We start from the raw sequence: 19637 nt of genomic DNA on the forward strand, positions 1-19637 counted from the left end.
AGCGCCGTGGCCACTGCTCCTGGCGGGCGCGTTACTTGATGCCGGCGGCGGTGCAGGCGGCGGCGAAGTCGGCGGTGCAGATGTCCGCGGCCTTGTAGAGGCCGTCGGCGATGACGGTGTCGTTGATGTTCGCCTTGGTGACGACCTTGGGCTCCAGCAGCTTGGCCGGGATGGCCTTGTCGGTGTCGCTGTCCACGCTCACGGAGGCGACGGACCTGACGTCCTTGCCCTGCAGCAGGTTGACGGCGAGTTCGGCGGCGCTGTCGGCGAGCGGCTTGTACGCCTTGTAGATGGTGTACGCCTGGTCGCCCGCGACGATCCGCTGGACGGCGTCGAGGCCGGCGTCCTGGCCGCCGACCGGCACGCTGATGCCGGCGGACTTCAGCTGGGTCACGATGGCGCCCGCCATGCCGTCGTTGGCGGAGTAGACGGCCTGGAACCCGTCCTTGCCGAACTGGGTGATGGCGGCGCCGATCTTCTGGCCGGCCACGGTGGGCTTCCACTCACCGGACTGCTCGTAGACGACCTTCTTGACCTTGCCGTCGAGGGTCTTGTGCGCACCCTCCTTGAACTTGGCGGCGTTCGGGTCGGCCTCGTCACCGTTGATCATGACGATGTTGGAGTCGGCGGCCTTGGCGCCGAGCGCGTCCAGCAGGGCCTGGCCCTGGAGCTCGCCGACCTTCTCGTTGTCGAACGAGACGTAGGCCGAGACCGGGCCGGTGGCCAGGCGGTCGTAGGCGACGACCTTGACACCCTTGTCGGCGGCCTCCTTCACCCAGGACTGGGTGGACTTGGCGTCGAAGGCGTCCAGGATGATCACCTTCACACCCTGGGTGATCAGGGTGTCGAACTGCTGCTTCTGCTTGGCGGCGCTGCCCTCGGCGTTGCTGTACTGCACCTTGCAGTCCGGGCAGAGGGACTTGACCTTGGCCTCGATGAAGGGCCGGTCGAAGGACTCGTAGCGCGTGGAGGAGGCGTTCTCCGGGAGCAGCAGGCCGATGGACTTGGTGTCACCGGAGCTCGCGGTGTCCTTCTTGTCGCCGCCGGCCTTGCCGCAGGCTGCCATGGACAGGGCCATCGAGACCGCAGCGGTGCCGATGACGAGGCGGCGCGTCATTGCGTTCATGTGGGGGGTGCCTCCCTGACGGTGCCGCAACGCTGCGGCGGGGTGGGAGGAGTAAATCCGCCGCCGCGGCATGACGTCAATAAGTAAATCCAACGCTGGGACAGTCGAGGGCTTTTCGTTATCTTCATGAACACCTATCCGCGATTGAAACTTGGAGGAACCTCCGAGTACCAATCTGACAGGGCATGACAGAACGGACGAATCGGCACGCCGGACCGCTGTGACCTGGTACGGACCTGAGGGGGTCGGAGCAGGACCAGAGCATCACGACTCCTTCGCGCGCTCTCCACATTCTCTTGACAAGGACAGGGCAAGTCAGGTCTTGCGTTCAAGAGTTTGAGCGGAGAGCGCGAAACAACCGCCCCACCCGCCTCAGTCGGCACCGGATTCACCCGCGATGCGGGCGCGGTAGCGGCCCGGTGTGGTGCCGAAGAGGCGGCTGAACGCGTGCGAAAGGGCGTAGGGCGTGCTGTAGCCGACCCGGCGGGCGATCGCGTCCAGCGGATCGTCGGTCTGCCGGAGCAGGGTGGCGGCGCGGGTCATCCGCCACCAGGCGAGGTATGCCATCGGCGGCCGGCCGACCAGGGCGGTGAAGCGCCGGGTGAGCGTGGCACGGGAGACGCCGGCCTCGGCGGCGAGGTCGTCGGTGCTCCAGGCCCGGGCCGGGTCCTCGTGCACGGCCCGCAGCGCGGCGGCCACCACCGGATCGCCGAGCGCCGCCGGCCAACGCCCGCCGGACGTGGGAACGCCGGACGTGAGACCGCCGGACATGGAAACGCCGGACATGGGAACGCCGGCGGTGGGACCGGCCGCCTCGGGCGGCGATGCCGACCGGTCGGCCCCGGGCTCCTTCGTCAGCCAGGCCCGCACCATGTACACCAGCAACAGGTCGATCAGGCTGGGCACGGCCAGCGCCGAGCCGGCCCGGTCGGCGACCAGCTCGCCGCCCAGCAGGTCCACGGCAGCCCGCAGCTGGGGGTGGCTGCCGACCCGGTTCGGCAGGTGGACGACGTCCGGCAGCTCCTGCATCAGCGGGTGCGTGCGGCTGTGGTCCAGCCGGTACTTGCCGCAGAGCAACTCGGCGACGGGCCCCGCCTGTTCGGGGGCACCGGCGGGCGGGGTCGGGGCCGGGCGGCCGGGGCCGAGCAGCCGGTCGACGGAGACCGCCCGCGCTGCCTCCGCCGGCCCCAACGGCGCGCTCGCGATCACATGGCCCGTCCCGTGCGGCAGCAGCACCGCGTCCCCCGAGCCGAGGCTCACCGGCGCGCCACCGTCCGGCAGCAGCCAGCAGCCGCCCTCCAGCACCACGTGGAAACCGGCCCCGTCGTAGCCGGGGATCCGTGCGCACCACCGGCCCCCCACCCGCAGCCGGTTGGACGACGGCTGTCCGATCCGCACGGCGGCAATCGCGTCACTGACCACATCCATGCGCTCATGCTAGTCCGTACGGCGCATGGCTGATCCGCTCCCGTATCCGGATGAGCGGTTCGCGCATTGAGCAGCTCACCGGCTGCTCCCTAGGCTCGGGATCAGCGGAGGCGAGAGCGCCGCCGCAGGACCTCGCGGGGAGAGACACCATGGAGCGGATCGTGCTCGGCGACGCCGAGATCATCAGGGTGGTCGAGTGGCAGGGGCCGTTCGTACCGGCCCCTGCCCTCGTGCCCGGGGTGGCGGCGGCCACCTGGAAGGAGAACGAGCACTGGCTGGCACCCGACCACTGGGAGCCGTCCACCGACAGCTACGTCGGAACACTGCAGACCTGGGTCATCCGCCACGGGGGCCGGACCGTGCTGGTGGACACGGGCGTGGGCAACGGACGCGAGCGCCCGAACTCGCCGCAGTTCCACCACCGGCAGGGTGACTTCCCCGGCCGGCTCGCGGCGGCGGGCGTACGGCCGGAGGAGGTCGACGTGGTGGTCAACACCCACCTGCACGCCGACCACGTCGGCTGGAACACCGTCGACCAGGGCGGTACGTGGGTGCCCACCTTCCCCAACGCCGTCTACCTCATGCCGGCCGCCGACCACGCCGGCCTCGCCGCCGCCACCGATCCGCAGGACGACCGGTACCAGATGTTCGCCGACAGCATCCTGCCGGTCCAGCAGGCCGGGCAGGCGGTGCGCTGGGAGGGCACCCACCGGATCGACGACGCACTCACCCTGGAGGCCGCGCCCGGCCACACCCCCGGCTCCTCGGTGCTCCGGCTCGCTTCGCACGGCGAACGGGCCGTGTTCGTGGGCGACTTGCTGCACAGCCCGGTACAGCTCCTGCACCCCTCCTGCAACAGCTGCTTCTGCGAGGACCAGGCCCAGGCCGCGGCAAGCCGGCTGCGTGTCCTCGAACGGGCGGCGGACAAGCGTGAGTTGGTGATCCCGGCGCACTTCGGTGGCACGGGAGCCGCCGAAGTGCGGCGCGACGGTTCGGGGTTCACCGTCTCCCGCTGGGCGGCCTGAGGCGGAGCCGCCCGGCCCGGCCCGGACCCCCGTGCCGGGCCGGCCGGGCAGGCAACCGGAACCGGCCCCGTCCTCACCGCCCCCGGTCAGCGCCGGATCGCGTCGACCACCCGGGAGAGGTCCTGCTCGGCGACGTCCGGGTGGGCGAGCAGGACGTCCCGGACGGCGGTGAGGACGGGGCCGCCGCCGGCCAGGGCGAGGTCCTTGGCCGCCAGCCGGACCGGGAAGTCGGAGTCCTCGCTGCGGGCGCGCGCCACCGCGCCGGCCAGCGGCCCCCGGGAGAGCGCGCCGAGGGCGAGCTCCTCCGGCAGGCCCAGCGAGTCGGCCAGCGCGAGCGCCTCGCCGACCACCGCGACCGCCCCGACCATCGCACCGATCACGACGAGCTTGAGGGCGGCACCCGCACCGGGGCCGCCGCAGCGCACCACCGTGCCGAAGACGTCGAGCACCGGCTGCGCGCGGTCGAGGTCCTCGGTCCGGCCGCCCGCCAGCACGGTCAGGCCGCCGGCGGCGGCCGGGCCGACGCTGCCCAGCACCGGCGCGTCCACCAGGGCCACCCCGTCGGGCAGGTGGCCGCGAAGAGCAGCCGTGGCGTCCGGACCGATGGACGACATGTCGATCCAGAGCGTGCCGGGTGCCAGCTCCGCCGCGAACTGCCCGGCCACCGACTCAACCGCCGCCGGGTCGGCCAGCATGGTGATGACGACGCCGGCGCCGGCAACGGCCTCGGCGGGCGTCGCCGCCGCGTCGAGCCCCTCGGTCTTGGCGGGGCTGCGGTTCCACACCGTCAACGGGTGTCCGGCGGAGGCGAGTCGACGGGCCATCGGCAGGCCCATCCGGCCGAGTCCGAGAAATGCGATCTTTTCCATGGCCTCCACGCTAGGGAGGGCAAAGGCAGGCGACAAGCGAATGTCTCGCATGGTAACCATGCGGAATGGACATGTCCTGGCTCGAAGTCTTCCGCACCGCCGCCCGCCTGGGCTCGTTCACCGCCGCCGGTGAGCGACTCGGGTTCACCCAGTCGGCGATATCCCGTCAGATCTCGACCCTGGAGGCAGAGTTCGGGGTCGTCCTGTTCGACCGGCTGGCGCGCGGAGTCCGGCTCACCGAGCACGGACGTACGCTGCTGCCGCACGCGGAGGCGCTGCTCGGCCGCCTCGACGGCACCCGGCGGGAGCTGGCCGCCCTGACCGGGCTCAACCTCGGCCGGCTGCGGGTCGGCGCCTTCGACAGCGCCAACGCCGCCCTGGTGCCGGGAGCGCTGGCGGCCTTCCGGGCCGCCCACCCCCAGGTCTCGGTCTCGCTCACCGAGGGGCTCTCGGCCGCCCTGCTCGACCGGCTGCGCGAGGGCGACACCGACCTCGCGGTGGTCGTCGGCCCTCCCGAACAGCCCTACGACGCCGAGGCGTTCGACCTCCGGCCGCTGCTCGAGGACGTGGTCCTGGTGGCGCTCCCCCGCGACCACCCGCTGGCCGGCCGCAGCCGCCTGCGGCTGGCCGAACTCGCCGAGGAGAACTGGATCGCCGGCAGCCGCAACGTCGAGTCCACCCTGCTCGCCGCCGGACTGCGCAGCGGGTTCCGGCCCCGCATCGAATACGTGGTGGCGGGCTGGACCGCCAAGTTGGGCCTGGTCGCCGCCGGGCTGGGGCCCACCCTCATCCCGTCGCTGGCCGCGCGCGCCGCACGACCCGACGTCGCCCTGGTCGCCCTGCACCCGGAGGACACCCCCGTCCGCCTGGTGCAGACCGCCACCCGCCGCGGCCAGTCCCTGCCACCGGCGATCGCCGCCTTCATCGACATCCTCCGGGCGGCGGCGGGAGCACCGGGAGCACCCGGATCGGCACAAGCACCGGGAACGGCAGAACCAGCGGGAGCAGCCGGAGCACCGGCCCTGCCGTGACGCCGGGCCCGCGGCCGCGCCCGCAGCCAGGCCTGCCGCCGGCGGCAGGAGACAGGCGCTACGCCCGCCCGACCCGCACCCCGCCGAGCAGGCCCCAGGCGTCCACCCGGACGGTCGGGCCGCCGGGCTCGGTCGGCCCGTCGTCGCTCACCCCGCCGAGGCGCAGGCCGCCCACCACCACGCGCACGTTCGGCCGGACGGTGAGGCGCACCCCGCCTATCAGGCTCAGCTTGGTGATCCGCAGCTCGGCGCCGTCCGGGAGGTCCACGTCCGTCAGGTCGACGTCCGCGCCGCCGATCAGCGAGGCCGTCACCGTCCGCTCGTGGATGGTCTTCCCGGCCAGCCGGTGACCGCCGATGATGCTCACGCGGAGGTCGGTCCGGTCGTTGTCCTGCTCGATGCTCTTCGTCATGCCCCTACGGTAGGGCTCCCGTCCCGCCGCCCGGCAGTGTGTCAGTGCCTGGCTTTCCCGTGACAGTTGTCACCCCCCGGGCGCCGGCGATGTCACACGGCCCGGACGGCGATCAGGCAGGTGTCGTCCTCGGTGTCGGCCGGGCTGAGCTCCAACAACCGGTCGAGGTACTGCTCCAGGTCGTCGCCGGGGGCGCCGGCCGCGCGGATCAGCTCGTCCACCGAGTCCTCGACCGGCCGGTCGCGCCGCTCCACCAGCCCGTCAGTGTAGAGCAGCAGGACGTCGCCCGGGTCCAGCCGCCCGGTCCGCTCCTCGTACTCCGTCCCCTCCAGCGCCCCGAGCAGCACGCCGTGCGGCAGTGGCAGCACCTCCGCCCCGGACCTGCCGAGCCGGATCGGCGGCAGGTGGCCCGCCCTGGCCCAGCGCAGCGCCCCGGTGACCGGGTCGAAGAGCACGCAGACGGCGGTGGCGGTGACCTCGCCGGGTTCGCGCAGGGCGACGGTGTTGGCCCAGCCGAGCAGCCGGCCGGGGCCGGCGCCGGTGACGGCGAGGCCGCGCAGTGCGTGCCGGAGCGCGACCATGCCGGTGGCCGCGCCGACGCCGTGGCCGGCCACGTCGCCGACGGCGAGCAGCACCTTCCGGTCGGGCAGCAGCAGGACGTCGTACCAGTCACCCCCGACCCGGTCGTGCTGGGCCGCCGGACGGTAACGGACGGCGGCGTGCAGCCCGGTGGTGCCGAGCGGCGGCGGCTCGGGCGGCAGGATCGCCTGCTGGAGCCGGAGGGCGAGCCGCTCGCGCTCGGCGGCCTCCTGTTCGGTGTCGGCGAGCCGCTCCCGGGTGGCACCGAGCGCGACCTCGGTCCAGTGCTGGGAGGAGACGTCGTGGTACGCGCCGCGGACCGCGGTCAGCCGGCCCGCGTCGTCGACGACGGGCTCGGCGATGATGCGGGTGTAGCGCTGGGAGCCGTCGGGCCGGACCAGCCGGAAGACCGCGAAGGAGGAGCGGTGGCGCCGCTGGACGGTGTCCAGCAGGCGGCGGACGGCGGGCTCGTCGTCCGGGTGGGCGTGGTCGGCGAGGCGGGCCAGCGGGACGGGCGGGGCCTCGGGCGGCAGCCCGTAGAGTTCGGCGAGGCCGTCGTTCCAGAGGATCCGGCCGGTCGCGGTGGATTCCTCGAACCCGCAGACCCGGGCGAGCCGTTGGGCCTGGCGCAGCAGCCCGGCCTGCTCGCCCTCGCCGTCCCGTTCGGTGGTGAGCTGCCAGCTGACCAGCAGCCGTCCGTCCAGCGGGGCGACGGAGAGCCGGACGGTGGCGGGCAGCGGGGCGTCGCCGCGGCGGAAGACCAGGTGCAGGCGCTCGCCGGGCCGGGGTTCGCCGGTGGTGTGGGCGTCGGCGAGCAGGTCGTAGAGGCCGGCGGCACAGGCGTCCGGGTAGGTCTCCAGCAGCGAGGCGCCCTCCAGTGCGGCCCGGGGGCGGTCGAGCGGGTCGCGGAACCGCGCGTTGGTCCGGGCGATCCGGAAGTCGGCCAACCGGCCGTCGCGGAGCAGCGGTTGCAGCAGCAAGGCGGGGGTGAGCAGGCCGTCGAGCAGCGCACCGGCCGGGTCGGGTGCCGGCGGGCCTGGCGGGTCGGGCGGGCCGCTGGTGTCGAGCAGGGTGGCGCAGAGGTCGGCGAGGGCGTACAGCTGGCGGCGGAGGCTCTGGGTGAGGGCTGGGGCGGGCCCCGGCCAGAGCAGTTCGAGCGCGCCGCGGCGCCGGCCGGCGTCGACCAGTGGAAGGACGGCGCGGTCGGCCGCGGGCCCGCCGACCGAGACGGCGGAGGGGCGCCGACCGGTGGGCCAGAGCTCGCGCCCGGTGTGCACGACGTACTGGGCGGGGGTGTCGACGCCCGGCGGGACGCGGCTCCAGGGCTGCGCCTCGGCGGTGGTCAGGCCCGCGTGGGCGGCCAGCGCGAGTGCTCCGCCGGGCAGACGCTGCCAGAGCACGACGGCGCGGGCGCCGAGTGGTCCGGCGCTCTGGTCGAGCACGGCCTCGGCCGCCCGTTGCAGGTCGGGGACGGCGGCCAGGGCCGGGGTGACGAGGAGGGGGCCGGGCGCGGCTGGTCCGCCGGACCCGCCGGGCGGTTCGCCGGGCTCGGGCGGCTTCACGGGCTCGGGCGGCTTCTGGGGCGCGGACAGCCGCACGGCCTCGGGCGGCTTCACGGCCTCGGGCGACGTCTGGGGCTCGGACCGCCGCACGGCCTCGGGCGCTCCCGCGAGGTCGGCGGCGAGCACGGCGACGGGCTGCCCGGCCTCACGGGCCAGCCGGGCGAGGCGGGCGGCGGCCTCGGCGGGCGTGCACCGCAGCCGTTCGGCGAGGATCCCGGTGGCGACGTCCACCGCGGCCCGGTCCGGTTCCCCGGCCCGCAGCCGGTCGGCGTCCTGCCGGAGCCGGCGGACGGTGTCGGCGAGCTCCTGCGCGACGGCCCCGGCACCACCCTGCCCGGCACCGTGCCCGGCTGTCATGACACGTCCAGCCAGTGCCGCATCCGGTCGAGCAGGCGCTCGGTGTCGACGGGCTTGGTGATGTGGTCGTCGGCGCCGGCGTCCAGGCTCTTGGCCCGGTCGCCGGGCATCGCCTTGGCGGTGACGGCGATCACCGGGATCCGGGCGAGCCGCCGGTCGGCCCGGATCGCGCCGATAGCGGCGTAGCCGTCGAGCCCGGGCATCATCACGTCCATCAGGACCACGTCGGTCTCGGGGTGGGCGCGGAGTTGGTCGAGCCCGGCCCGGCCGTCGGCCGCGTACAGGACGGTCACGCCGCGCTGTTCCAGGGCGGCGGTGAGCGCGAACACGTTGCGCACGTCGTCGTCCACGATTAGGGCGGTACGCCCGGCGAGCGGCTCGTCGGCGGCCCGCGCGCGGTCCGGCGGGGCGGTGGGGCGCCCGCCCAGGCAGCCGATGATCCGTTCGCGCAGGTCGTCCAGGCCGGTGACGGTCTCGATCCCGCCGGGGCCCGGCCCGCCCGGCCCGTCGCCCCGGTAGCCGAGGACGGGCGCCTCGCCTACCCGCTCGCCCAGCGCGGTCGCGGCCGCCCGGAGGAAGTCCGCGGGCAGCGCCAGGTCGAGGACGACGCAGCGGTACGGGCCCTGGTCGAGCGCGGCCCGCAGCCCGTCCTGGTCGCCGGCGGTGCGGACCAGGGCCGGGGGCATCCGGTCGCCGCGCGCGGCCGCCGCGTTCCCGGCGAGCAGGGTCAGCAGTCCGGGCGGTCCGGCCTCGACCACCAGCACGCTCGGCTCGGCCGGGGCCACGGGCGGAGCCGCTGCGGTGTCCTGCTCCCGCTCCCGGGTGCCGAGTGGCAGGTAGAGGCTGAAGCAGCTGCCCGTGCCGGGGCTGGACTTGACGGTGATGGTGCCGCCGAGCAGCCGGGCCAGCTCGCGGCTGATCGACAACCCGAGGCCGGTGCCGCCGTAGCGGCGGCTGGTGGTGCCGTCGGCCTGCTGGAAGGCGCCGAAGACGGTGTCCAGGTGGGCGGGGTCGATGCCGATGCCGGTGTCCTCGACCCGGAACGCCACCGCCGCACCGGCCCGGCCGAGTTCGTCCGGGAGGCCGGCGCCGGAGACGCGCTCGATCCTCAGCTCGACCCGCCCGGTGTCGGTGAACTTGAGCGCGTTGGACAGCAGGTTGCGCAGCACCTGGCGCAACCTGGCCTGGTCGGTGACCAGTTCGGCGGGCACGGCCGGGTCGACGGTGACACCGAAGGCCAGTTCCTTCTGGTCGGCCAGCGGCTTGAACGCGGACTCGACGTACTCCAACAGCTCGCGCACGGCGAAGGGTTCGGGGCTGAGCTCCATCTTCCCTGCCTCGACCTTGGAGAGGTCGAGGATGTCGTTGATGAGCTGGAGCAGGTCGGAGCCGGCCGAGTGGATGACGCCCGCGTACTCGACCTGTTTGGGCGTCAGGTTGCCGGCCGGGTTCTGGGCGAGCAACTGGGCGAGGATCAGCAGGCTGTTGAGCGGGGTGCGCAGCTCGTGGCTCATGTTGGCCAGGAACTCGGACTTGTACATCGAGGCGAGGCTGAGCTCCCGGGCCCGCTCCTCCAGCTCCTGCCGGGCCTGCTCGATCTCCAGGTTCTTGGCCTCGATGTCGCGGTTGCGCTCGGCCAACAGGGCCGCCTTCTCCTCCAGTTCGGCGTTGGAGCGCCGAAGCTCCTGCTGACCCTCCTGCAACTCCTCGGACCGGGCTTGGAGTTCGGCAGTGAGCCGCTGGGACTCGCCGAGCAGTTCGTCGGTGCGCGCGTTGGCCAGCAGGGTGCCGATGTTGACGCCGCAGGACTCGGCGAACTGCTCCAGGAAGTCGCGGTGGACCTGGCTGAAGGGGTGGACGGAGGCGAACTCCAGCACGCCGATCAGCCACTCCTCCAGGGCGATCGGCAGGATCACCAACGCGCGGGCGTCCGCCTGTCCGGCTCCGGAGGCGAGGGTGGCGTAGCCGGGCGGCAGGTCGTCGACGGCGACGGTGCGGCGGCTGCGGGCGGCCTGGCCGACCAGGGACTCGCCGAGCCGCAGCCGTTGCGGCCCCTCGCCGGCCGCACGGCCGTAGCAGCTGATCAGGACGAGCTCGGTGCCGGAGGGGGTCTCCTCGGCGAGGTAGAACGCGCCGAACTGGGCGCCGACCAGCGGCGTCAGCTCGTCGGTGATCATGTCGGCGACGGCCCGGATCTCCCGCCGGGCCTGGACGGCGCCGGAGAACCGGGCGAGGTTGGTCTTGAGCCAGTCCTGTTCCTGGTTGGCGCGGGTGGTCTCGCGCAGCGACCCGACCATCGCGTTGATGTTGTCCTTGAGGTCGGCGACCTCGCCGGAGGCGTCGACGGTGATCGACCGGGTGAGGTCCCCGGCGGCGACGGCGCTGGTCACCTCGGCGATCGCGCGGACCTGCCGGGTGAGGTTGCCGGCCAGGCCGTTGACGTTCTCGGTGAGCCGCTTCCAGGTGCCGGAGACGCCCTCGACCTCGGCCTGGCCGCCCAGCCGGCCCTCGCTGCCGACCTCCCGGGCGACCCGGGTCACCTCGGCGGCGAACGAGGAGAGCTGGTCGACCATGGTGTTGATGGTGGTCTTCAGCTCCAGGATCTCGCCGCGGGCGTCCACGTCGATCTTGAGCGTGAGGTCGCCCTGGGCGACGGCGGTGGTGACCTGGGCGATGTTGCGGACCTGGTTGGTCAGGTTGTTCGCCATCGAGTTGACGTTCTCGGTGAGGTCCTTCCACGTCCCGGCGACGTTCGGGACGAGCGCCTGGCCGCCGAGGATGCCCTCGGTGCCGACCTCGCGGGCGACGCGGGTCACCTCGTCGGCGAACGCGGACAGGGTGTCCACCATGGTGTTGATCGCGTCGGCGAGCGCGGCCACCTCGCCCTCGGCCTCGACGGTGATCCGGCGCGAGAGGTCTCCGCGGGCGACCGCCGTCGCCACCTCGGACATCGAGCGGACCTGTCCGGTGAGGTTGGAGGCCATCACGTTGACGTTGTCGGTGAGGTCCTTCCAGGTGCCCGAGACGCCCCGGACGGTGGCCTGACCGCCGAGGTTGCCGGCCGTGCCGACCTCCCGGGCCACCCGGGTGACCTCGTCCGCGAAGGCGGAGAGCTGGTCGACCATCGTGTTGATGGTCTCCTTGAGCTCCAGGATCTCGCCGCGCGCGTCCACCCGGATCTTCTGGGTGAGGTCGCCGTCGGCGACCGCGGTGGCGACCTGGGCGATCGCCCGGACCTGGCTGGTGAGGTTGCCGGCCATGAAGTTCACCGAGTCGGTGAGGTCCCGCCAGGTGCCGGCCACCCCGGGCACCTGCGCCTGCCCGCCGAGCCGCCCGTCGGTGCCCACCTCACGGGCCACCCGGGTCACCTCGTCCGCGAAGGCGGAGAGCTGGTCGACCATCGTGTTGACGGTGTTCTTGAGCTCCAGGATCTCGCCGCGCGCGTCCACCTCGATCTTCTGGGTGAGGTCGCCGCGGGCCACCGCCGTGGTGACCTGGGCGATGTTCCGCACCTGCCAGGTCAGGTTGCCCGCCATCGCGTTGACGGAGTCGGTGAGGTCCTGCCACGTGCCGAAGACGCCGGGCACCTGTGCCTGTCCGCCGAGCCGCCCGTCGGTGCCCACCTCACGGGCGACCCTGGTCACCTCGGAGGTCACCCGGGAGAGTTGCTCGGCCATGCCGTTGAAGACGGTGGCGATCTCGCCGAGCAAGCCGGGCTGGTCGGCGGCGAGCCGGGTGCCGAAGTCTCCGTCGCGCACCGCCGTCAGGCCGTCCAGCAGCCGGCGCAGGCCTGGCTCGGCCAGCTCCGCGGGCGGGCCGGCGGGCGTGGCCGACGAGTCCACCGGGAGGTCGTCCACTGGTCCCAGCCTCCGGATCGGGCGCACGACGGGGCGCTCCGTCCGGGCTGCCCCGAGCTGTGGGGGCGGCGGCGCCACCCCGTTCCACTCTGCCACCGGAGGGACGGCGGCGACACGTGGACCTCGGCCCGCACACCCCGGCCCGATCCGCTACGGCGGTGCCTCGCCCCGGATCCGGAAGGCATCCGTGGCGCCGGTGAGTTCGAGCATCCGCAGCACCAGCGGCCGGGGGCGGGCCAGTTCGATCCGGCCGCCGTCGTCCTCGGCGCGGGCCCGGGCGCGCAGCATCACGTTCAGGCCGGTCGAGTCGCAGAACTCCAGGCCCCCGCAGTCGATCACGACGACGGTGCCGGGGCTCTCCAGCGCGCGGTCCAGGGCCGCGCGCACCGGCTCGGCGGTGTCGAGGTCGAGTTCACCGCGGAGGGTGAGCACCGTTCCCTCTGCCCACGGGCGCGCCTCGACGGTCAGCCCGCCCGGTTCGGCCGCCGGGTCGGCGTTCTTCGGCGTGCCACGCTTCATGGGCTCGGCTCCTCCCGCCCGCGTCTGCCCGGGTCCTTCCACGATAGGCCTGTTCGGCCTGGTGCGGGGCGGCCTGCGGGACTGGTCCCGTTCCGCATCCGCCGGGGCCTTCGGGCCCTCCCGCCATGGTTCGGTGCCCGCCTCCCGGGTAGACGCGGCGCAGGAACAGGGGAGCCGACCGGCCGTACCGGCGGAGAGCCCGACCGGAGAGCCCGACTGCCCGGGCACCGAGGAGGAGAGCGCCATGCCCCGAGGATCGAGCCCCAAGCGGGAGCGACAGTACGAGCACATCAAGGAGAGCGCGCTCGACCGCGGCGAGAGCAGGGAGCGGGCCGAGGAGATCGCCGCCCGGACGGTGAACAAGGAAAGGGCCCGCCACGGCGAGACCAGGACGGCGAGCCGCTCCTCCACCCACGACATCTCCTCCGGCCGGCGGGGCGGTCTGCGCTCGCACCAGGGCGCCCAGGGCCCCACCTACGACCAGCTGTACAACGAGGCCAAGCAGCGCAACATCAAGGGGCGTTCGAAGATGAACAAGCGGGAGCTGGAGCACGCGCTCGGACGCTAGCGCCGGGCACACGCCCGGACGCCGAGCGACGCACGGCGCAGCCCGCCATGCGGAAGGAGGCGGTCGCGATGACCGTACCGACACCCCCTGACCCGGACACCGATCCGTTCCCCCACCCGTACCCCGGCCCGCCCAAGCCCGGCCGGGAGCCCGATCCGGCACCCCCGCCGGTCCCTCCCTTCCCGGACCCGCTGCCGGGTCCGGACCCGGCGCCGCGTCCGGAGCCCCCGCCCGACGCCGCCGTCCGGCGCTTCCCCTCGCCGTCCGGCAGCGTGCCCCGCGCCCGGGCCGGCCGGTCGACCACGCGCAGCCCGTGACCGCCCGGGCGGCCGTGTCCCGGGAACGTCTGCGCGGGGACGGCCGGTGCCTGCGGGCCGAGGCCGGTGACGTCCAGGCACCCGCGGCTGCCCGGGCCCGTCCCGGACGCCCGCCCGGGCGGCACATCCCTCTCCCCCGCCGGGCGGCAGAACCGGCCCGCGCGGCCGGACCGGCGCGGCCGGGCCGACAGGGGCGCGGGAGGCGAATACCGTGACGACCCCGGAGACCGGCGGCCCGGCCGCCTCACCCGACCCTCCCCGGACGGGCCGGCGCGAGTCGCCGGAGGAGCGGGCCGACCGCCGCTGGGGCGAGATGCTCCAGGAGGTGCGAGTGGCGCAGACCGGCTCGCAGATCCTCTTCGGCTTCCTGCTGAGCGTGGTCTTCATGCCCCGCTTCGCCCAGCTCGGCGACTTCGACCGCTGGCTCTACGTGCTGACGGTGGTCATGGGCGCCCTGGCCACCGGTGCACTGACCGCCCCCGTCTCGTACCACCGGGTGCTGGCCGGCCGCCGCCTCAAACCACAGCTGGTGGACGGCGCGGCGCGTCTCGTCGGGGTCGGGCTGGTGCTGCTGGCCCTCACCGTCAGCTCGGCTCTGCTGCTCCTGCTGCGGGTCGCCACCGGTTCGGCGACGACGGCCGCGGGGATCACCGCGGGCGTCATGCTCTGGTTCGCCGCCTGTTGGCTGGTCCTGCCCGTCCAGGCGCTGCGCCGCCACCACGGGCACGGGCCCGACCGGGGTCAGGACCGGCCCTGAGCCCGGCGCGCCGTCAACCCCACCACTGCTCGGGAACGGCGTCCGCCTCCTCCGGCGGGCCGGCCGCCGGCGGGGCCGGTTCGGGGCCGGCCGTGACCAGCAGGCCGTCGCTCCCGGCCGCGGCCACCCGGTAGCCGGATTCGCGCAGCACCACGGCGACGGCTCCGCTGACCGCCGCCCGGATGCCCTCGGCGGGCGGCGGCCCCGCCGCACCCTCGTGCCCGCCCGCCACGCCTGCCGTGCCTGCCGCGTCGGCCTGACCGGTCGGCTCCGCCCGCTCCGGAGCGGGGGTCCAGCCCACCACCACGCCCTGCGGCCGGTGGCCGATCCGCAGGCCCGACGGGCCCGGCCCGGTGTCGAACCCGGCGCGGGCCAGGGTCGCGGTCACGTCCTCGAAGAGTTCCCGGTGATCCACCATTGGCGCAGCGTAGGCCCCTGGGCGCGCCCTCCCGGCGCACGGCGCGCGCCGAAACGGTTCAGCGCCCCGCCAACAGCACCCGGGAGCACCACACCCGCTCCCACCGGCGGCCGATCGCCCCGCACACCCCCCGGACGGCCCGACACGAGCGGCCGTACGGGCCGATGGACGTGCACAGGCGGCCCCCTGCCGACAGCATGACAGAGTAAGCGCTCCATCACTTTGAGCAACGTGGCCAGTGGATCGGCGGATCCGCGCGCCGGCGAACCCGGCGGCCCCGTATCGAGAGGTCCCATGATCACATCAATCCGCCGGCCGGCAGCTCCGCAGGCGGGCTCCCCGGTCGGTACGCAGCGGACGCCGGGGAGCCGGTCGTGAGCAGCCACCAGAAGTCGCGCCCGGGACCGGTCAAGAGCACGCGTGCGGCGCCAGCGAACAAGGCCGAGGCCCTCGCCGACTGGACCGACGGCCGGCTCGGCATCTACGCCCTGGCCAAATCCAACATCCGCAAGATCTTCCCGGACCACTGGTCCTTCATGTTGGGCGAGATCTGCCTGTACACCTTCGTCGTCATCATCCTGACCGGTGTCTGGCTGACCCTGTTCTTCAAGCCCTCGATGGCCGAGGTGATCTACGAGGGCAGGTACATCCCGCTCAGGGGCGTCCAGATGTCCGAGGCCTACGCCTCGACCGTGGACATCAGCTTCGACCTGCGCGGCGGTCTGCTGATCCGTCAGATCCACCACTGGGCGGCGATCGTCTTCGTCGCCGCCATGCTCGTGCACATGATGCGGGTGTTCTTCACCGGGGCGTTCCGCAAGCCGCGCGAGATCAACTGGCTCTTCGGCGCGGGCCTGCTCATCCTTGGCATGTTCGACGGCTTCATGGGCTACTCGCTGCCCGACGACCTGCTCTCCGGCACCGGCCTCCGGTTCATGGAGGGGGCGATCCTCGCCGTCCCGATCGTCGGCACCTACATGAGTTTCTTCCTCTTCGGCGGGCAGTTCCCCGGCACGGAGATCGTGCCGCGGCTGTTCACCGTGCACATCCTGCTGATCCCGGGGATCATGCTGGGCCTGCTGGTGGCCCACCTGATCCTGGTCTTCTACCACAAGCACACCCAGTTCGCCGGGCCCGGCCGCACCCGTGACAACGTGGTCGGCATGCCGCTGATGCCGGTCTACATGGCCAAGGCGGGCGGGTTCTTCTTCCTGGTGTTCGGCGTGATCGCCGTCATGTCGGCGATCGCCACCGTCAACCCCATCTGGGCGTACGGCCCGTACCGGCCCGACCAGGTGTCCACCGACGCCCAACCGGACTGGTACATGGGGTACTCCGAGGGCCTGATCCGCGTGATGCCGGGCTGGGAGATCAGCGTCTGGGGCGGACACACCCTCAACATGGGCGTCTTCATCCCGCTGATGATCTTCCCGACGGTGCTGGTGGCGCTCTGGTCCTACCCGTTCCTCGAGGCCTGGATCACCGGCGACAAGCGTGAGCACCACATCGCCGACCGCCCGCGCAACGCCCCCGTCCGCACCGCCTTCGGCGCGGCCTGGATCAGCCTCTACCTGGTGCTGCTGGCCGGCGGCGGCAACGACCTGCTCGCCACCCACTTCGACCTGTCGATCAACGCGATCACCTACGCGGTGCGGATCGGCTTCTTCGTGGCGCCGGTGGTGGTCTTCGTGATCGTCAAGCGGTGGTGCCTGGGCCTCCAGCGCCGCGACAAGGAGAAGGTGCTGCACGGCCGGGAGACCGGCGTCATCAGGCGGCTCCAGCACGGCGAGTTCATCGAGGTGCACGCGCCGCTGCCGCAGGGCTCCCTGCACACCCTCACCGACCACGACCAGCCGCGGCCGGTCGTCCTGCCGGCCGAGGTGGACGAGAACGGGGTGGCCCGGCGGGCCGGCCTGCTGGCGCGGCTGCGGGCCCAGCTCTCGCGCGGCTTCTACGGCGCGGGCAGCCAGATCCCCAAGCCCACCGCGGAGGAGCACGAGGAGATCACCAGCGGCCACGGCCACCACTGACCCACGGGCGCCGGTACGACAGGGCCCGCCACGCCGTCTTCGCGTGGCGGGCCCTGTGCCGTCTGAGGACCGGCCGGCCCCTTCTCCCCCTGTCTGCTCAGCCTGTCCGCTCAGCCGCGCAGGGCGGCGGGGACCACCGCGCAGAGCGCGGCCGCGAACGTCACCGACAGGCAGAGGGCTGCCCAGCGGGCGCAGATCCGACGGCACTCGCTGCGGTAACGGGCCGCCAGCTGCCGGCACCGCTCCACGGCCCGGTCGACCACGTCCTCGGCATAGCGCAACCGGTCGGCCGCGTAGGCCTGTTCGAGGCTCTCCCGCTCGCCGGGCGAGAGCCAGGGGAACCGGTCGGCGAAGGCCCGCGCGTCGCGCTCGGCCGCCGACACCTCGGCCTCCCAGGCGAGATAGCCCTCCAGCCGGGCGATCTCCACCTTGGGGTCCACCCGGCCGCTCCCGCCTTCCGCCCGGCCGCCCCCGCCGCCCGGCCGTCCGTCCGCCTTGCCGCCCACCCGGGCGCTCGCCGCCCCGGCGCTCTTGCCCGGCCGAGCGCCCCGTGCTCTCGGCGGGCGCTGTCTGCCACCCATGACCGCTCCTTGTCCAGCACCCGGGCACCGCGGCGAGCAGCACTGCGGCAGCGGCGCGCACCTGTCGAGATCGGCCGGCCCGACCCCGCACGGGGCCCCGTGGCGCAACCACGCAACTACTATCAGTGACCAGCCGTGGAGGGTGGGCCGACTCGCCGGGGCACGGCCGCCGACACGGCTCCGACCTGCGAAGACGGGGCGCCGCCCGGCATCGACGGGGTGCACGGGCGGGTGACCAGGCGCACTGCGCTTGACAGGGAGCGCCCGCGGCGCGGCGAGCGCCCCGCCAGACCGGTGACACCCGGAAAGGCCATCGGTACGCTCCGCACACACGCCTGTACGATCGGCGATCTAGGCGGCCCTCTGCCCGGCCGCCGACCCGGCCCGCCCCGGTCCGTCCGGGGCTCGAACCAGGAGGTCTGCCATGCCCGACGCCGGTCGGTTCAGCGATGTCGGCGAGCAGGGCTCGCGGGCGGTCATGGAGGCGGCCGCGGTGTTGGAGCGCGAGCTCGCCGCCGGGCTGACGGACGCCAAGGCGGCCGGTGACCGGCTCACCGGCGAACACCGCGTCGACCCGGACGAGTTCGGCCGGCTGGTGCAGCGCGTGTCGGAGAACACCCACGAGCTGATCGACGCCGTCAGCGACCGGCTGCTCGGCAACACCTCCGGCGAGGCCGCCGAGCACACCCAGCGGCTGGCCGCCAATGCGCACGACGCCCTCGACCTGCTGCTCAACCTGAGCACCCTCGCCCCGGGCTTCGCCAACCGGTCGATGCAGAACACCTTCGGCCCGCAGCAGAGCCCGGCCCAGCGCCCCGACGGGGCCGAAGGCCAGCAGGGGTGACGGCCGCGGCGCCACCGCTCCCCGGCGGGGAGCAGCTGGTCGAGCGGGTGCTGGCCCGGTACCGGGCGCGGACGGTGACGGCGCTGCTGCGCCACATCCCGGAGCAGAGCCCGCCGTACCTCTACGAGCTGGCCGCCGACTACCCGGCCCGGCCGTGCAAGGGGCTGCGGGCCGCACTCTGCCTGGCCACCTGTGCCGCGTTCGGCGGCCGCCCGGAGCGCGCGCTCAACCCGGCGGTGACGGTCGAGCTCTTCCACAACGGGTTCCTGATCCACGACGACATCCAGGACGGCAGCGAGCTGCGCCGCGGCGAGCCCACGCTCTCCGCCGCCTACGGTGTCGAGGTCGCGCTGAACGTCGGCAACGCCACCAACCTGCTCGGGCTCCAGCGGCTGATGGCCAACCGGCGGGAGCTGGGCGGCGGGCTGGCCTGGCGGCTCTTCGAGGAGACCGAGCTGATGTGCCGCCAGTCGCTGGAGGGCCAGGCGCTGGAGATCGCCTGGATCCGCGACAACGCCTGCGAACTGGTGCCCGCCGACTACTACCGGATGTGCCTCAAGAAGACGTCCTGGTACACCTTCCTCTACCCGTGCCGAAGCGGCCTGCTGGTCGCCGAGGGCGCGGGCACCGACGCCAACCGGCTGGACCGGTTCGGCTGGTACCTGGGTGCCGCCTACCAGATCCAGGACGACGTGCTCAACCTGGTCGGCACGCTGGCCGACTACGGCAAGGAGATCGCCGGGGACCTCTGGGAGGGCAAGCGCACCCTGCTGCTGATCCACCTGCTGGAGCGCTGCACCCCGGCCGAGCGCGCCCGCACCGAGCGCTACCTGCACGGCACCCGGGCCCAGCGCGGCCTCGGCGCGGCGGAGGACGTCCGCTGGCTGCTCGACCGGATGGCCGCGTACGACTGCGTGGAGAGCGCCCGGGAGGCCGCCGCCGGTCTGGTCGCCGCTGCTGAGCGGGAGATCGCGGAGGTACTGGCGGCCGCCCCGCCGCCGGACGGACCGTCCGAGGAGGCCGCAGAGGCCCGGGAGTTCCTGCTCGCCCTGCCCGGCTTCGTGGTGGCCCGGGGGCGCTGAGCCCCGGCCGTACCCCGATGTTCACCCGGTGCGCTCCGGGCAGGCCCTAAGATCCACGACTGCGGACCGGGAACCGGTCGAGGAGTGGCCGGCGTCACCGGGGATGACGTCGCTGCGGCGGAGCATGGGGGGTGGCCGACGGCCCGTTCTCCGCCGACGGCGTCCGGCAGGCCGACGGCCTCTTACGACCTGGTGCGTGATTGCGGCGGCGATGTGACCAGTAGCGTTGTGGGCGGCATGATCTGACGCTGTGACGATCAAGGTGAATCGTGCGG

At 73.7% G+C, this 19637-nt stretch carries 16 protein-coding genes and 1 pseudogene; 7 read left to right on the top strand and 10 right to left on the bottom strand.

What is annotated here, in order from left to right; translation table 11 throughout:
• Positions 1-31: 31 nt before the first annotated feature.
• The 3 genes and pseudogenes from ACZ5WK_RS31005 to ACZ5WK_RS31015 all read right to left on the bottom strand — a co-directional run.
• The gene (locus tag ACZ5WK_RS31005) at positions 32-1126 is read right to left on the bottom strand and encodes a sugar ABC transporter substrate-binding protein (RefSeq protein WP_465552292.1); all 1095 of its coding nucleotides are present in this window, start codon (positions 1124-1126) and stop codon (positions 32-34) included.
• A gap of 372 nt (positions 1127-1498) precedes the next feature.
• Entirely contained in the window at positions 1499-1999 is a 501-nt protein-coding gene (locus ACZ5WK_RS31010) for a helix-turn-helix domain-containing protein (protein ID WP_465552331.1), read from the bottom strand.
• Positions 1976-2554: pseudogene (locus tag ACZ5WK_RS31015) on the bottom strand (cupin domain-containing protein); the annotation flags it as partial. The gene ACZ5WK_RS31010 and the pseudogene ACZ5WK_RS31015, both read right to left, overlap by 24 nt.
• 149 nt (positions 2555-2703) lie before the next feature.
• Between ACZ5WK_RS31015 and ACZ5WK_RS31020 the strand changes: the two are divergent.
• A complete protein-coding gene (locus ACZ5WK_RS31020) occupies positions 2704-3579 on the top strand; it encodes an MBL fold metallo-hydrolase (protein ID WP_465552294.1) in 876 nt (291 codons plus the stop codon).
• A gap of 86 nt (positions 3580-3665) precedes the next feature.
• Here ACZ5WK_RS31020 and ACZ5WK_RS31025 read toward each other — a convergent pair whose 3' ends face one another.
• The gene (locus tag ACZ5WK_RS31025) at positions 3666-4448 is read right to left on the bottom strand and encodes an NAD(P)-dependent oxidoreductase (protein WP_465552296.1); all 783 of its coding nucleotides are present in this window, start codon (positions 4446-4448) and stop codon (positions 3666-3668) included.
• 71 nt (positions 4449-4519) lie between these two features.
• Between ACZ5WK_RS31025 and ACZ5WK_RS31030 the strand changes: the two genes are divergently transcribed.
• Positions 4520-5479: a LysR family transcriptional regulator gene (locus tag ACZ5WK_RS31030; RefSeq protein WP_465552298.1), complete on the top strand. Its 960-nt coding sequence runs from the start codon at positions 4520-4522 to the stop codon at positions 5477-5479.
• 58 nt (positions 5480-5537) lie between these two features.
• Here ACZ5WK_RS31030 and ACZ5WK_RS31035 read toward each other — a convergent pair whose 3' ends face one another.
• The 4 genes from ACZ5WK_RS31035 to ACZ5WK_RS31050 form a co-directional block, all read right to left on the bottom strand.
• Positions 5538-5891, bottom strand: a complete 354-nt coding sequence (locus ACZ5WK_RS31035) for a hypothetical protein (protein ID WP_465552300.1) — start codon at positions 5889-5891, stop codon at positions 5538-5540.
• A gap of 92 nt (positions 5892-5983) precedes the next feature.
• On the bottom strand, positions 5984-8389 hold the full coding sequence (locus ACZ5WK_RS31040; RefSeq protein ID WP_465552302.1) for a SpoIIE family protein phosphatase: 2406 nt from the start codon (positions 8387-8389) through the stop codon (positions 5984-5986).
• The gene (locus ACZ5WK_RS31045; RefSeq protein WP_465552304.1) at positions 8386-12246 is read right to left on the bottom strand and encodes a hybrid sensor histidine kinase/response regulator; all 3861 of its coding nucleotides are present in this window, start codon (positions 12244-12246) and stop codon (positions 8386-8388) included. The genes ACZ5WK_RS31040 and ACZ5WK_RS31045 overlap by 4 nt, the downstream gene beginning before the upstream one ends.
• A gap of 150 nt (positions 12247-12396) precedes the next feature.
• Positions 12397-12765 carry an STAS domain-containing protein gene (locus ACZ5WK_RS31050; protein ID WP_465552306.1) on the bottom strand — a complete coding sequence of 123 codons (369 nt, stop codon included), beginning with the start codon at positions 12763-12765 and terminating at the stop codon, positions 12397-12399.
• 244 nt (positions 12766-13009) lie between these two features.
• On the opposite strand from ACZ5WK_RS31050, the gene ACZ5WK_RS31055 reads away from it, so the two are divergent.
• Both ACZ5WK_RS31055 and ACZ5WK_RS31060 read left to right on the top strand, forming a co-directional pair.
• Entirely contained in the window at positions 13010-13333 is a 324-nt protein-coding gene (locus ACZ5WK_RS31055; RefSeq protein WP_465552308.1) for a plasmid stabilization protein, read from the top strand.
• 528 nt (positions 13334-13861) lie between these two features.
• A complete protein-coding gene (locus ACZ5WK_RS31060) occupies positions 13862-14407 on the top strand; it encodes a DUF6328 family protein (RefSeq protein WP_465552310.1) in 546 nt (181 codons plus the stop codon).
• Positions 14408-14420: 13 nt separating this feature from the next.
• Here ACZ5WK_RS31060 and ACZ5WK_RS31065 read toward each other — a convergent pair whose 3' ends face one another.
• Positions 14421-14825 carry a hypothetical protein gene (locus ACZ5WK_RS31065; protein ID WP_465552312.1) on the bottom strand — a complete coding sequence of 135 codons (405 nt, stop codon included), beginning with the start codon at positions 14823-14825 and terminating at the stop codon, positions 14421-14423.
• A 374-nt stretch (positions 14826-15199) separates the two neighbouring features.
• Here ACZ5WK_RS31065 and qcrB point away from each other — a divergent pair, with 374 nt between their 5' ends.
• On the top strand, positions 15200-16855 hold the full coding sequence (gene qcrB, locus ACZ5WK_RS31070) for a cytochrome bc1 complex cytochrome b subunit (protein WP_465552314.1): 1656 nt from the start codon (positions 15200-15202) through the stop codon (positions 16853-16855).
• Positions 16856-16965: 110 nt separating this feature from the next.
• Here the strand turns inward: qcrB and ACZ5WK_RS31075 are convergent, their stop codons facing one another.
• Positions 16966-17436: a hypothetical protein gene (locus ACZ5WK_RS31075; protein ID WP_465552316.1), complete on the bottom strand. Its 471-nt coding sequence runs from the start codon at positions 17434-17436 to the stop codon at positions 16966-16968.
• 424 nt (positions 17437-17860) lie between these two features.
• Here ACZ5WK_RS31075 and ACZ5WK_RS31080 point away from each other — a divergent pair, with 424 nt between their 5' ends.
• Together ACZ5WK_RS31080 and ACZ5WK_RS31085 are read left to right on the top strand one after the other, a co-directional pair.
• Positions 17861-18280 (top strand): hypothetical protein, encoded by a 420-nt coding sequence (locus ACZ5WK_RS31080; RefSeq protein ID WP_465552318.1) that lies wholly within the window; start codon positions 17861-17863, stop codon positions 18278-18280.
• Positions 18277-19362, top strand: coding sequence for a polyprenyl synthetase family protein (locus tag ACZ5WK_RS31085; protein WP_465552320.1), 1086 nt, complete (start codon positions 18277-18279; stop codon positions 19360-19362). Before ACZ5WK_RS31080 ends, ACZ5WK_RS31085 begins: the two co-directional genes overlap by 4 nt.
• Positions 19363-19637: the final 275 nt, after the last annotated feature.

It is taken from the genome of Kitasatospora sp. NPDC032757, from assembly GCF_055579305.1.